Genomic DNA, 12,798 nt, shown 5'->3' on the forward strand with positions numbered 1-12,798 from the left:
CTGGGCGCGTGACGGTCGCGTTACGGACCGGTGAGGATGCCGTGACGGCTGACGGGGTCCCTCCGTGCGCTGGAAGGGAACGTTCAGCCGGGGGTGGCGGCTACGATCGGCCGCATGGCCATCCTGTATGCCGCAGAACTGTCGCCGTCCAAGCCGGAACTGATCGCCACCTGGATGCCGGCGGCGCCCTACTACCGAGGCGGGTCGCCCACGCTGACGCCGGTCGGGGCGTACCGGTTCGACGATCCCGCCGGCGAGGTCGGCATCGAGACGCACCTGATGCGCGACGCCGACGGCACGACCTACCAGGTGCCCCTGACCTACCGGTCGACGCCGCTCGCCGGCGCGCGGCTGGCCGGCGAGATGGAGCATTCGGTTCTCGGGCACCGCTACGTCTACGACGCGACGACCGACCCCGTCTACGTGCAGCAGTTGCTCGCGGCGATCTTCGGGGGCGGCCGTGAGGCCGAGCAGTACGTCCACGTCGACGGGGCCGAGCCGCGGCTGATCGACAACACCGCCTACGCATCGGGCAGCGGTGTGACCGGAGCCGAGACTCCCACCGTCGCCGGGGTCAGCATCAGGGCGGACGGCACCGACACCGTGATCAGCGCGGGTGGCGTCACCGTCGTGGTGCACCACCGCCCGGTCGACGTCGAGCCGGACGGACCGGTCCTGCAAGGTGAATGGGATGGCGGCCGAGGAGTTTTCGCGTCGATGCGCTGACCGGGCAGCCGAATGTCACATACGTTCGGTCCAACTGAACGTATGTGACATTCGGCTTCGGCAAGGGGTGTCAGTTACCCCGCGCGATCCATTCCTCGAGGTGCGGCGACTCGGTGCCGAGGGTGGTGCCGTTGCCGTGCCCGGTGTGCACGCGGGTCTCGGCCGGCAGCGCGAACAGCTTGTCGCGGATCGACCCGATGATGGTCGGGAAGTCCGAGAACGAGCGCCCGGTGGCGCCCGGTCCACCGGAGAACAGGGTGTCGCCGGAGAACAGCTCACCGGCCTCGGGCAGGTACAGGCACGTCGAGCCGGGGGAGTGGCCCGGGGTGTGGATGGCCTGGATGTCGGTGCCCGCCACCGAGATCCGCTGGCCGTCCTCGAGCGCCAGGTGGCGGACGCCCGGGTGGGTCATCTCCCACAGCACGTCGTCGGCCGGATTCAGGTAGATCGGGGCGTCCAGCTTCTCGGACAGTTCCGGCGCGACGGTGACGTGGTCGTTGTGCCCGTGCGTGCACACGATGCCGACCACCTTGCGGCCGCCGACGGCGTCGATGATCGGCTGCGCGGTGTGTGCGGCGTCGATCACCAGCACCTCGTCGTCGTCACCGACCAGCCAGATGTTGTTGTCGACGTCCCAGGTGCCGCCGTCGAGTTCGAACGTGCCCGACGTGACGACCCGGTCGACCCTCAACGCGCCGCTCACAGCACCACCACTGAGCGCAGCACCTCGCCGCGGTGCATGGTCTCGAACGCCTGCTCGACGTCCTCGAGCTTGATCCGCTCGGTCACGAACTTCTCCAGCGGCAGACGGCCCTGCTGGTACAGGTCGACGAGCATCGGGAAGTCGCGCTCGGGCAGGCAGTCGCCGTACCACGACGACTTGAGCGAGCCGCCGCGCGAGAAGAAGTCGACCAGCGGCATCTCGAGCGTCATGTCCGGGGTGGGGACGCCGACGAGGACGACGGTCCCGGCGAGGTCGCGGGCGTAGAACGCCTGCTTCCAGGTCTCGGGGCGGCCCACCGCGTCGACCACGACATCGGTGCCGAAACCGTCGGTGAGTTCCTGGATCGCCTCGACGACGTCGTCGACCTTCGACGCGTCGATGGTGTGGGTGGCGCCCAGTTCGACGGCCCACTCGAGCTTCTTGGGGTCCCGGTCGATCGCGATGATCTTGTTGGCGCCGGCCAGGCGCGAGCCCATGATGGCGGCGTCGCCGACGCCACCGCAGCCGATGACGGCGACGGAGTCGCCGCGGCCGACGTTGCCGGTGTTCATGGCGGCACCCATGCCGGCCATGACGCCGCAGCCGAGCAGGCCGACGACGGCCGGATCGGCGGTGGGGTCGACCTTGGTGCACTGTCCGGCGGCGACCAGGGTCTTGTCGGCGAACGCGCCGATGCCCAGGGCCGGGGTCAGTTCGGTGCCGTCCTCGAGGGTCATCTTCTGCTTCGCGTTGTGCGTGTCGAAACAGTACTGCGGGCGACCGCGCTTGCAGGCGCGACACTTTCCGCACACCGCACGCCAGTTGAGGACCACGAAGTCGCCGACCTCGACGGTGTCGACGCCCTCGCCGACGGCCTCGACGATGCCCGCCGCCTCGTGGCCCAGGAGGAAGGGGAACTCGTCGTTGATGCCGCCGTCCCGGTAGGTCAGGTCGGTGTGGCAGACGCCGCAGGCCGCGATCGCGACGACGGCCTCGCCCGGCCCGGGATCGGGGATGTTGATGGTGACCAGTTCGACGGGGGCGTCCTTCGAGCGGGCGATGACGCCCCGTACCTGCTGCGGCATGGTTTCTCCACTCCATTCGGTCGACGTGAACGCGCGGGCGCACACATGGTGGGGTGCGCATCCGACTACGAGGCTAGTCACCGCCGGCCCGTCCGGGGACTGGTCGACCGACGAGGTGCACCTGGTCGAACGGTCAGGGAGTCGGGCGGATTCCGGCCTCGCTGCCCAGCGCCGCGGCCTCCGCGCGAGTTGCGACGTCCAGCTTGCGCAGCACCCCCGCGACGTGGAACTTCACGGTGCTCTCGCTGACCCCGAGTCGTTCGGCGATCGCCCGGTTGCGCCGGCCTGCGACCAGGTGCCCGAGCACCTCGAGCTCGCGCGGAGCGAGGTCGGTGAGCGCGTGATGTGCCGGTGGTGCCGAGGCCGGCGTGTGGAGGGGGAGCGTCGCGACGACGCGCGAACCCCAGCCTGACGTCGACTCCATCGTCAGCGTGCCGTCGAGGGTCTCGACCCGCGGCCGCAGTTGGCGTTCGAGGTCGGCGACGTCGGACAGCCCGCGTCCGTCGTCCCGGATGTCCACCATCAGTTCGGACTCCGAGCACGTCCACGCGACGCGGATCCGCGCGAGATCGGCCTGCGCGGACAGCGCGAGGACGGCGCCCCGCACCACCGCGCGTGCCCCGTGCGCGACCTCGCCGGGCACGGCGCGTCCGTCGACGGCGGGCTCCACCAGGTCCAGTTCGAGATCGCGGTGCCGGAGCAGCCCGCGGAGCTCACCGCGCAGTCGCGCGAACGCGGTGACCACGGATTCCTCGGCGAACTCCCGGTGGATGTCGACGCCCGTGCGCAGTCCGATCAGCGCGGCCGACGCCGTCTCGCGGGCGGCCGAACGGGCGCGGGCGTCGTCGAGATCGCCGGAGCGCAGGGTCGCCAGCATGGTCTCCAGGGTCGTGGCGTGGACCTCGGTGAGTTCGGCGATGGTGCGTGCCCGCTCGGCCGACGCGGCCCGGGACTCCGCCAGGTAGGCCGGGCTCGCGCCCTGGACCTGCAGCTGGATGCCGGTGGCGACGATCCCGAACATCGACCGGACGGGCTCGATCGCGAGCGTGCGCGACAGTGCGCCCGCCGGGACGATCACCAGCAGCGTGTCGGTGCGGTCGAGGATCGCGTACACGTCGCGCGTGCGGCCGGCGACCGTGGCGGGCCCACTGAAGATCTCGCCGTGATCGAGATCGGCTCGGAGAGAGTCCAATTCGGAGATCGTCACCCGGTCGACGATCTCCGGGTCGCCCGCGACCTTGCGGGGACGTCCGGTGCACTCGCGCGTGAAGATCACCAGCGCCGTGTGCGGGACGGCGTCGGCGAGCAGCGCCGAGAAGCGGCGGCCGATGTCGGACAGTCGCCCGACGAGGACGTCGCGCAGTCCGTCCAGTAGTACCTCGGGTCCCGCCTCGCTCACGAGGTTCACGATATCGGTACAGCGAAACGGCGGGTGGGCCACCATCGGCCCACCCGCCGTTACCGCCGGCAGGGTCGGTCAGGACCCGAAGGGCAGCTGCAGCGACCCGAGCGACGGCAGCTCCACCGAGCCGATCGCGCTGCCGGATCCGCCGCCCTCGACGGTCACCGTCGCGTCCGCCGACAGCGACGGTCGGAACGTGCCGTTGCCGATGTACCGTGCGGCGACCTTGTGCTCGCCGCCGCGGTCGAACGCGTACGTGAAGGTCGCGGTGCCGTCGACGACGGGTGCCTCGCCGACCACGATGTTGTCGACCAGGAAGGCGACGTTGCCGCCGTTCGGCGCCGGAGCGACCGTCGCCGAAAGGCTCACCTGTTCGCCGGCCTTCGCGGTCTCCGGTGCGGTGACCTCGGTCGCGGTCACGTTGCCGGTCTGTTCGCCGACCGCGATGGTGGCGAGCGGTCCGCCGCCACGGTTGAGCGGCGCCGAATCCTCCTTGGCGTCCTTGGGCACGCACCGCGTGGGGGCCCACTGGTTGCCGCCGAACACGGCCAGGGCGAGGAAGGTGTTGTAGTTGCCCTCGTTCCCCAGATTCGCGGCGCCGCCGGACGTGCGCAGCTTCGGCGTGATCTCGCCGCCTGCACCCGCGGTCAGCGTCACGTCGATCGCGGGCAGCTGGAACCAGGTCGAGCCGTCGGCGCTGGGTGTGCCGTCCAGGTAGGCCTTCGTCTTCTCGGCGACGATGCCGGCGACACTCTTCTTGTCGGCCTTCGGGCTGTTGCCGATGACCTCGTTGTCACCGGACAGGCGAAGAATGGTGCCGTCCGGATCGGGGTCGCCGTTCTCGTTGACCAGCAGCACGTTCGCGGGGGTCCCGGAGATGCCGATGCCGCTGCCCTGGACCACCTTGGCGTCGACGAACTGGGCGTTCTCCGGCAGCTGGTAGTCGAGCTTCATGCGGGACACGTTGGTGGTGGTGGCACCGGTGTCCTTGTCCGGGTATGCCGACGGCGCCGGCTGGACGCGGTAGGTGAACGTCTCACCCGGCTCGACCCGCCCGGGGGCGTCGACGGTGAACGCGTGCTGGGCGGCCTTGTCGACGGTGAGGAGCGCCGCCGCTCGGCACTGCGCGGCGAACGGTGTCGTGGTGGTCGCTGCCGAGGCAGGAGCCCCCGACAGTACGACGCCGGCCGCGATGGCGGTGGCGCACACGGGCGTCAGATAGCGCCTGACGGACCTGTCAGTCATGGTGCCTTCCTTGGTGTTCGAAGTTCGTGGGGGCGGTCCGGTCAGGATCCGAAGGGCAGTTCGAGCGATCCGAACGACGGCAGCTGCAGCGAGCCGTTGCCGCCGTCGCCACCGGCGCCGACGACGTTCACCGTCACCGGTGCCGACGTGGACTGGTTGGCGGCGATGTGGCCGCTGTAGCGCGCGGTCACCTGGAACGTCCCGGCCTTCGCGAAGGAGTGGCCGATCGCGGCGAAGCCGTTGACCACAGGTACGGGGTCGCCGACAGGGGTTTCTCCGACGTAGAACTGGACGGTGCCGCCGTAGGGCGCCGGGGCGACGGTCGCTGTGAGCGTCACGGGCACACCGGGGATCGTGGCTGCGGGTGCGGCCACCGTGGTGGTGGTGTCGCCGGGCTGTGCGGCCGAAATGCTCAGCGGTGCCGGTGCGGACGTCGAGGAGACGAACCCGGCCCCGGTGAACACCGCAGTGATGGTGTGATCACCCGCCTCGGGGAAGATGTGCGCGATCGAGGCAATGCCGTCGACGACCGGTGCCGGCTCGCCCAGCGGGGCCGCGCCGGAGAGGAACTGGACCGTACCGGCGGCCGGCAGCTGTGCCGTGACGGTGGCGCTGAGCGTGACGGGCTGTCCTGCCTTGCCGTTGTTGGGAGCGAGCAGCGTGATGCCGGTGGCGAGGTCCTTGTGCTGGACCTCGAGCGGCGTGACCGCGGAGGTGGACGGGGCGAAGCCGGTGTTCCCCGAGAACTCGGCCGTGATCGTCCGGGTGCCGGCGCGCAGGAAGGTTGCCTTGATGCTGGCGGTGCCGTCGGTCAGGATCGAGGTGGCGGTGCCGAGCAGTTCCCCGTTGTCGTAGAAGTTGACCTTGCCGTTGGTGCGGATCGGGAGGACGCCACCGGCCTCCAGGGACACCTTGGCCTTGAGGGTGGTCTGGACGCCGGTCTCGACGACCGCGTCGCCGGGGAGGACCTCGACGACGGTGGCGACGTCGTGGTCGACGACCGAGATGCTGCCCTCGGTCTGGCTCGCGGCGGCCGGTTCGGTGACTCCGCTGATGGTGCCGCCGCCGAGGTACTGCACCGTGACGGTGTGCGGGCCGGCGGTCGTGAACGTGTGCTTGAGCGTGGCCAGGCCGGTGCTGCCGGCCTTGATCTGCGCTCCGACGGGGGCGCCGTCGACGAGGAACTGGACCATGCCGCCGTTGACGCCCTTGTTCGCGTCGATGCCGAAAGTCTGGGACTTGAGGTCGATCTGGATGCCGGTCTTGATCTGGGTGGGCATCGTCAGTTCGACGCGGGTGGTGAACTCCGCCGGTGCGGGTTCGTCTGCGAGGAGGACCGGCGAGCTGTTCGGGCTGCCCGGGGCCGGCTCCGCGGTGGCGGTACCGGTGAAGAACAGCATGCTGCCGGCAGTGGCGGCCGCGGTGGTGAGTGCGATCCGACGCCATCGGTTCGTCATTGAGGGGACTCCTGGATTTCGGAATGTGATTCGTCGCCAATTCGGAGTGGAACGTGTTTCACCTAACACTCCTTCGGAACCGGGCATAAGCGAAATTGACGCTTGATCGATCAAGCGCAAAGTTGGACGACCGTCCGGACTGTTTCTGTTCGAAATCTGCTGTGCGCGTGCGTCACTCGAGGAGGGCGTCTCGAATCGGTAAATTCCCCGGGAATCGGTTCCGAATTCGTCGGAATGGCGGTAGTGCCGCGGGAACCGGTTTCAATTCCGGGGAGAACGACCGGATTGGTGTGTCGCGGCGCGGCGGCGCGGTGCGGCACGACGGCCCGCGCCCCTCCCCGCCGCGCGACCCTTCCGGGCCGGCTATCAGTCCAGTGCGTCGATACTGGACCGGTCGACGGAAGCGGGGTTCGTGGGAGTGTCGGCTCCGCCGCCCCGATCCTCGTCCGCGTCCAGAATTCCCGCCAAAGGTGCTGCAGGACGGAACTGTTCGAGTCGAAACCGCTTCCGTGGCCGATCCCTGGGTAGGTAGTGGTACACGAACGCGGCCAGCGCGGACATGCAGGCGAGGGTGATCAAAGTACTCATGACGGCCAGTCTGGCGAGCAAGTGGCCTTGAGATAAATGGCCAGATTCCGAATACTGGACCGCATGATGATGCATGCTGTCGGAGCACGGGCGGTGTCGCGCGACCTCGGCGGGTGGCGAGACGACACCGGCCGCCGCCCCGCGTACCGGGCGCTGGCGGACGGAATCCGCCTGCTCGTCCACGACGGGCGGCTTCCGCTCGGGGCGGCGCTGCCCGGTGAGCGGGAACTCGCGGCCGAACTGAACGTCAGCCGGACCACCGTCACTACCGCGTACTCGGTGCTGCGGGAGGAGGGCTACCTGTCCAGCCGGCAGGGGTCGCGCAGCACGGTCACCGTTCCCGCGGCGTCGCGCGGGCGCGGACACGCCCCTGTTCCGCGCAGGGCATCCGCAGCCGGCGACGTCGTCGACCTGAGCTACGCCGCGATGGTCGCTCCGGTGGCCGAGGTACAGGATGCGTACGGTGCTGCGCTGCAGTCCCTTCCGCCGTTCCTCGACACCCACGGCATGGAACCGCACGGCATCGCGATGTTGCGGGAGGCGATCGCCGAGCGGTACCGGGCACGCGGGCTCGCGACGTCGGCGGCGCAGATCATGGTGACGTCGGGTGCGCAGCACGCACTGCGCCTGCTGCTCGGGGTGCTCACCGCGCCCGGGGACCGGGTGCTCGTCGACCATCCCACCTACCCGAACGCCCTCGAGGCGATCCGGCGCGTCGGCGGGCGCCCGGTACCGGTGCCGGTGCGTCCCGAGGGCGGCGCGTCCCGCGCCTGGGACCTGGGCGGAATCCGCAGTGCCGCACGGCAGACGGCAGCCCGGATGGCCTACCTGATTCCCGACTTCCACAACCCGACCGGGCTGTGTCTCGACGACGCCGGACGTGCCGAACTGGCTCGGATCGCACGCGACACCCGGATGACGCTCGTCGTCGACGAGACGATGGTCGACGTGTGGCTCGACGCGCCGCCGCCGGCCCCCGTCGCGATCCACACCCGCGGCGGGGCGGATTCGGATGTCGTGACCATCGGGTCGGTGTCCAAGTCGCACTGGGGCGGCCTGCGGGTCGGCTGGATCCGGGCCGACACGGATCTGATCACCCGGCTGGTGGGCTCCCGGTCCGCGCTCGATCTGGGAACACCCGTGATGGACCAGCTCGCGGCCGTGCACCTGCTCGGGGTCGGCGACGCCCCGGTCGAGGAACGACGCGAACTGCTGCGCGCCCAGCGGGCCGTGATGCTCGACGAGTTGTCCGCGCGGTTGCCGGACTGGGTGCCCACCGTCGGGACCGGCGGCATGTCGCTGTGGCTGAAGATGCCGGCACCGGTGTCGACGGCGCTGGCGGCGACCGCCCCCAGCCACGGCGTCGTGCTCGCGGCCGGTCCCCGGTTCGGGGTCGAGGGCGCGTTCGAGCGGTACGTGCGGCTGCCGTACGCGCGGCCCGCGGACGAGCTGCGGCGAGCGGTGGCCGGTGTCGCCGCGGCCTACGAGGCCCTCGGAGTCACCGTGGAGCCGGCCGAACCCGCCCTCGTGGTCTGACACGGCGACGGGCCGGACACCGAGTGGTGTCCGGCCCGTCGTGGAAGATGCTCAGCGCCAGAGCGTGTCGACGTCCGTCGCGGTGTGCGCGGGCGGCTCGGGCGTCGCGGTGGGCGTGCGCGAGAAGCGCGGCGCCGGGGCGTGCTGCGGGACGCCTTCGAGCTCGATGATGCCGCCGCGGGCCGCGATGTGCGGGTCCTGCGGCGCCTCGGCGAAGGTCAGGACCGGCGTGGCGCACGCATCGGTGCCGTCGAAGATCTTGGTCCACTCGTCCCGGGTCTTGCTCAGGAACCGGTCGGTGAGGATCTGGCGCAGCTCGGGCCAGCGGGCCGCGTCGTGCTGGCCGGGCAGCTCGGCGGGGTCGAGCTCGAGGCCCTTCAGCAGTTCGGCGTAGAACTGGGGCTCGATCGGGCCCACCGCCATGTACTTGCCGTCGGCGGTCTCGTACGTGTCGTAGTAGGGGGCGCCGCCGTCGAGCATGTTGACGCCGCGCTCGTCCGACCACATGCCGCTGCGGCGGAAGTTCCAGATGATGTGCGACAGCGCGAGCGTGCCGTCGATCATCGCGGCGTCGACCACCTGACCCCGGCCCGACGACTGCCGCTCGACGAGCGCCGCGAGCAGACCGAACAGCAGGAACATCGACCCGCCGCCGAAGTCGCCGACCATGTTCAGCGGGGGCACCGGGCGCTCGCCCTTGCGGCCGATCGCGTGCAGCACGCCCGTCAGTGAGATGTAGTTGATGTCGTGGCCGGCGGACTGCGCGAGCGGACCCTCCTGGCCCCACCCGGTCATGCGGCCGTACACCAGGCGCGGACAGCGCTCGAGGGTGACGTCGGGCCCCAGGCCCATGCGCTCCATGACGCCCGGGCGGAAGCCCTCGATGAGGATGTCGGCGCGGCCGAGCAGGTCGAGGATCTTCTCGACGTCGTCGGGGTTCTTCAGGTCGGCCTCGACGATCCGGCGGTTGCGCGCGGTCTGGTCGCCGACCTTGCCCTCCGGCGGGATCTGCCCCGCCCGCTGGACCCGGACGACGTCCGCGCCCAGGTCGGCGAGCAGCGTCGCGGCGTGCGGGCCCGGCCCGATCCCGGCGAACTCGACGACACGGATGCCCGCGAGCGGACCCTTCCGTTCGGCACTTGCAGCAGTCACGTATTCCTCCTGGATGGTCGAGCTCCGTTCCTGTGACGGTAACCCCTCCCGGAGTGTCCGTGTGGTCGGGGTCACGGCTGTACATCCACTTGTCTGCGGTGGTGATCGAGGGGCACAGTGGACTGCATGGCGTTCCCCGGAGAACTCGTCGCGTTCCTGGCCAGTACCGATCTGGACGTGTCGTCGATGTTCTACGTCGACACCCTCGGCCTGGCGGTCACCGAGCGGACCCCGTTCGCGCTCGTCGTCGACGGCGGGGGTGGTACCGAACTGCGGATCACGCTGGTCCAGTCGAAGGTCGACACCGGCTACACGGTGCTGGGCTGGCGCACGAAGGACCTGTCGGCCACGGTCGACGACCTGCGCGGCAAGGGCGTCGAGTTCCTGCGCTACCAGGGCATGGACCAGGACGAGTACGCCGCGTGGACGGCGCCCGACGGCACCCGCGTCGCGTGGTTCCACGACCCGCACGGCAACGTGCTGTCGCTGCACCAGCCGCCGAACTGAGCCATGGGATTCGTCGAAACGGGCGGGGCGAGCCTGCACTACGAGGTGTCCGGCGAGGGCGAACCGCTGGTCCTGCTGCACGGAAACAGCGAGAACCTCGGCTACTTCGCCGCGCAGGCACCGGGATTCGCGCAGCGCTACCGGGTGATCGCGCTCGACACCCGCGCGCACGGCGAGTCGACGCGTGGCGACGGCCCGCTCGACTTCGACCGCTTCGCCGACGACGTGTGCGTCGTGCTCGACGCGCTCGGTGTCGGCAGCGCGCACGTCCTCGGGTACAGCGACGGCGGCAACACCGCGCTGACGCTGGCGTTGCGCCGACCGGATCGGGTGCGCTCGCTGATCGTCAACGGCGCCAACCTCGATCCGCACGGGCTGGGTTGGAAGTTCCGGGTACCCGCGACCCTCGCCTGGCTGGTCGCGGGTCCGGTCGCCTGGCTGTCCCCGACGCTCGCGCGCAAGCGGGAACTGCTGGGGCTCATGGTCCTGCACCCACACATCCCGGCCGACGGTCTGGCCGCGATCACGGTCCCGACACTCGTGGTCGTGGGGGAGCGCGACCCGATCCCGCGTCGGCACACCGAACTCATCGCCCACTCGATCCCGGGCGCGGAACTCGCGATCGTTCCCGACGCGGGGCACGCGTGCGCCGAGGAGCGGCCCGCCGCCTTCAACGCTGTCGTGCTCGACTTCCTGGCCCGCGCCGAGGCGCCCCGCTAGAACAGTTGCCCGGCGGCGAAACCCGCGAGCAGCACCGCGAACGCCCCGATCTCGCCGACGACGAGTGCGATCATCGACACACGCAGTGCGGCGTCCGGACGCTCGAACTGGTTGGTGGTGTCGCGCCGGGCGCCGTGCACGATGTAGCTGCCGATGGCCGCCACGAAGAAGAACACCAGGATGCCCGCACACGTCGCGTTCACGGCCGTCGGCCAGTCGCTCAGCTCGACGAACACCGAAACGAGAAGCGTCGCAAACGAGTACATGAGCGCCGAGCGGTGCGCGATGTCCACGTAGGGGTGCGCCAGGTGATCCGGGGACGTGCGCATGCCGTGGTACTTCCACGCCCCCAGCACCAGGGCGAGCAGGAAGATCAGTCCGGCGGCGAACAGGGTCAGGCGAGTGTCGAGCCCCAGGGTCATCGCGACAGTATGCCCATCGGCGACCGCATATAGTCCGACCATGCGCCCCGAGACTTCCGCAGACGTCCCTGCCCGGATCGGCACCCCCCTGAGCCCGAGCGCCACCCGCGTGATGCTGCTGGGCTCCGGCGAACTGGGCAAGGAGGTGATCATCGCGCTGCAGCGCCTCGGCGTCGAGGTGGTCGCGGTCGATCGCTACGCCGACGCCCCCGGGCACCAGGTGGCGCACCGCGCGCACACCATCGACATGGGCGACCGCGAGCAGTTGCTGCGCCTGATCGAGGACGAGCGGCCACACTTCGTCGTCCCCGAGATCGAGGCGATCGCCACCGAGGCGCTGGCCGAGGTCGAGGAGCGCGGGCTCGCCGTCGTCATCCCCACCGCGCGCGCGACGCAGCTGACGATGAACCGCGAGGGCATCCGCCGTCTCGCGGCGGAGGAGTTGGGCCTGCCGACGTCGCCGTACGCGTTCGCCGATTCCCTCGACGAGGTGCGCGCCGCCGCCGAGCGGATCGGGTTCCCGTGCGTGATCAAGCCGGTGATGTCGTCGTCCGGCAAGGGGCAGTCCGTGGCCCGCAGCGCCGACGACCTCGACAAGTCTTGGGACTACGCACTTTCCGGTGGCCGGGTGAACAAGGGTCGCGTGATCGTCGAGGGCTTCGTCGACTTCGACTACGAGATCACCCAGCTCACCGTCCGCGCCGTCGACGGCACCCATTTCTGCGAGCCGATCGGGCACCTGCAGGACTCCGGCGACTACATCGAGTCGTGGCAGCCGCAGGCCATGAGCCCGGCCGCGCTGGCCGCGGCGCGCGAGGTCGCCGAGAAGGTCACCACCGCGCTCGGCGGCCGTGGCATCTTCGGCGTCGAACTGTTCGTCAAGGGCGACGACGTCTACTTCTCCGAGGTCAGCCCGCGCCCGCACGACACCGGCCTGGTGACGCTGCGCTCGCAGCGGTTCTCGGAGTTCGAACTCCACGCCCGCGCGATCCTCGGCCTGCCCGTCGACACCACGCTCGCCGCACCCGGCGCGTCCGCCGTGATCTACGGCGGCGTCGAGTCTGTCGGGGTCGCGTTCGAGGGTGTCGCCGACGCCCTGTCGGTGCCGGAGACCGATCTGCGCCTGTTCGGCAAGCCCGAGGCGTTCACCCGTCGTCGCATGGGTGTCGCGGTGTCCACCGGGCCGGACGTCGAGACGGCCCGCGCACGGGCCCGCGAGGCGGCCTCGCGGGTGCGCGTCGTCGTCCCGGAGTGA

The 12,798-nt window shown here is 70.4% G+C and carries 13 protein-coding genes; 5 read left to right on the forward strand and 8 right to left on the reverse strand.

Annotated elements, in window-relative coordinates; genetic code table 11:
• Window positions 1–114 precede the first annotated feature (114 nt).
• Complete coding sequence (locus tag EGT67_RS07165; protein ID WP_127915383.1) at window positions 115–726, forward strand: CG0192-related protein; 612 nt, start codon at window positions 115–117, stop codon at window positions 724–726.
• Window positions 727–796: 70 nt separating this feature from the next.
• Here EGT67_RS07165 and EGT67_RS07170 read toward each other — a convergent pair whose 3' ends face one another.
• From EGT67_RS07170 to EGT67_RS07195, 6 genes are all read right to left on the reverse strand, one after another.
• A complete protein-coding gene (locus EGT67_RS07170) occupies window positions 797–1,429 on the reverse strand; it encodes an MBL fold metallo-hydrolase (protein ID WP_127915384.1) in 633 nt (210 codons plus the stop codon).
• The gene (locus EGT67_RS07175) at window positions 1,426–2,514 is read right to left on the reverse strand and encodes an S-(hydroxymethyl)mycothiol dehydrogenase (protein ID WP_127915385.1); all 1,089 of its coding nucleotides are present in this window, start codon (window positions 2,512–2,514) and stop codon (window positions 1,426–1,428) included. The genes EGT67_RS07170 and EGT67_RS07175 overlap by 4 nt, the downstream gene beginning before the upstream one ends.
• A 133-nt stretch (window positions 2,515–2,647) precedes the next feature.
• A complete protein-coding gene (locus EGT67_RS07180; protein WP_127915386.1) occupies window positions 2,648–3,913 on the reverse strand; it encodes a helix-turn-helix transcriptional regulator in 1,266 nt (421 codons plus the stop codon).
• A 78-nt stretch (window positions 3,914–3,991) separates the two neighbouring features.
• Window positions 3,992–5,161, reverse strand: coding sequence for an Ig-like domain-containing protein (locus EGT67_RS07185; RefSeq protein WP_127915387.1), 1,170 nt, complete (start codon window positions 5,159–5,161; stop codon window positions 3,992–3,994).
• A gap of 41 nt (window positions 5,162–5,202) precedes the next feature.
• Window positions 5,203–6,618, reverse strand: coding sequence for an Ig-like domain-containing protein (locus EGT67_RS07190; RefSeq protein ID WP_127915388.1), 1,416 nt, complete (start codon window positions 6,616–6,618; stop codon window positions 5,203–5,205).
• A 366-nt stretch (window positions 6,619–6,984) separates the two neighbouring features.
• On the reverse strand, window positions 6,985–7,206 hold the full coding sequence (locus EGT67_RS07195) for a hypothetical protein (RefSeq protein WP_127915389.1): 222 nt from the start codon (window positions 7,204–7,206) through the stop codon (window positions 6,985–6,987).
• Window positions 7,207–7,269: 63 nt separating this feature from the next.
• Here EGT67_RS07195 and yczR point away from each other — a divergent pair, with 63 nt between their 5' ends.
• Entirely contained in the window at window positions 7,270–8,742 is a 1,473-nt protein-coding gene (gene yczR, locus EGT67_RS07200; RefSeq protein WP_127915390.1) for a MocR-like transcription factor YczR, read from the forward strand.
• A 51-nt stretch (window positions 8,743–8,793) separates the two neighbouring features.
• Here the strand turns inward: yczR and EGT67_RS07205 are convergent, their stop codons facing one another.
• Complete coding sequence (locus EGT67_RS07205) at window positions 8,794–9,894, reverse strand: CaiB/BaiF CoA transferase family protein (protein ID WP_127915391.1); 1,101 nt, start codon at window positions 9,892–9,894, stop codon at window positions 8,794–8,796.
• Window positions 9,895–10,020: 126 nt separating this feature from the next.
• Between EGT67_RS07205 and EGT67_RS07210 the strand changes: the two genes are divergently transcribed.
• Together EGT67_RS07210 and EGT67_RS07215 are read left to right on the forward strand one after the other, a co-directional pair.
• Window positions 10,021–10,401 carry a VOC family protein gene (locus tag EGT67_RS07210; protein ID WP_127915392.1) on the forward strand — a complete coding sequence of 127 codons (381 nt, stop codon included), beginning with the start codon at window positions 10,021–10,023 and terminating at the stop codon, window positions 10,399–10,401.
• Between the two features lie 3 nt (window positions 10,402–10,404).
• Window positions 10,405–11,121 carry an alpha/beta fold hydrolase gene (locus EGT67_RS07215; protein ID WP_127915393.1) on the forward strand — a complete coding sequence of 239 codons (717 nt, stop codon included), beginning with the start codon at window positions 10,405–10,407 and terminating at the stop codon, window positions 11,119–11,121.
• Here EGT67_RS07215 and EGT67_RS07220 read toward each other — a convergent pair.
• Window positions 11,118–11,543 carry a hypothetical protein gene (locus tag EGT67_RS07220; RefSeq protein ID WP_127915394.1) on the reverse strand — a complete coding sequence of 142 codons (426 nt, stop codon included), beginning with the start codon at window positions 11,541–11,543 and terminating at the stop codon, window positions 11,118–11,120. The genes EGT67_RS07215 and EGT67_RS07220 overlap by 4 nt on opposite strands.
• 40 nt (window positions 11,544–11,583) lie before the next feature.
• On the opposite strand from EGT67_RS07220, the gene purT reads away from it, so the two are divergent.
• Window positions 11,584–12,798, forward strand: coding sequence for a formate-dependent phosphoribosylglycinamide formyltransferase (gene purT / locus EGT67_RS07225; RefSeq protein ID WP_127915395.1), 1,215 nt, complete (start codon window positions 11,584–11,586; stop codon window positions 12,796–12,798).

Source organism: Prescottella agglutinans, assembly GCF_004011865.1.
GTDB classification, from domain to species: Bacteria; Actinomycetota; Actinomycetes; order Mycobacteriales; family Mycobacteriaceae; genus Prescottella; species Prescottella agglutinans.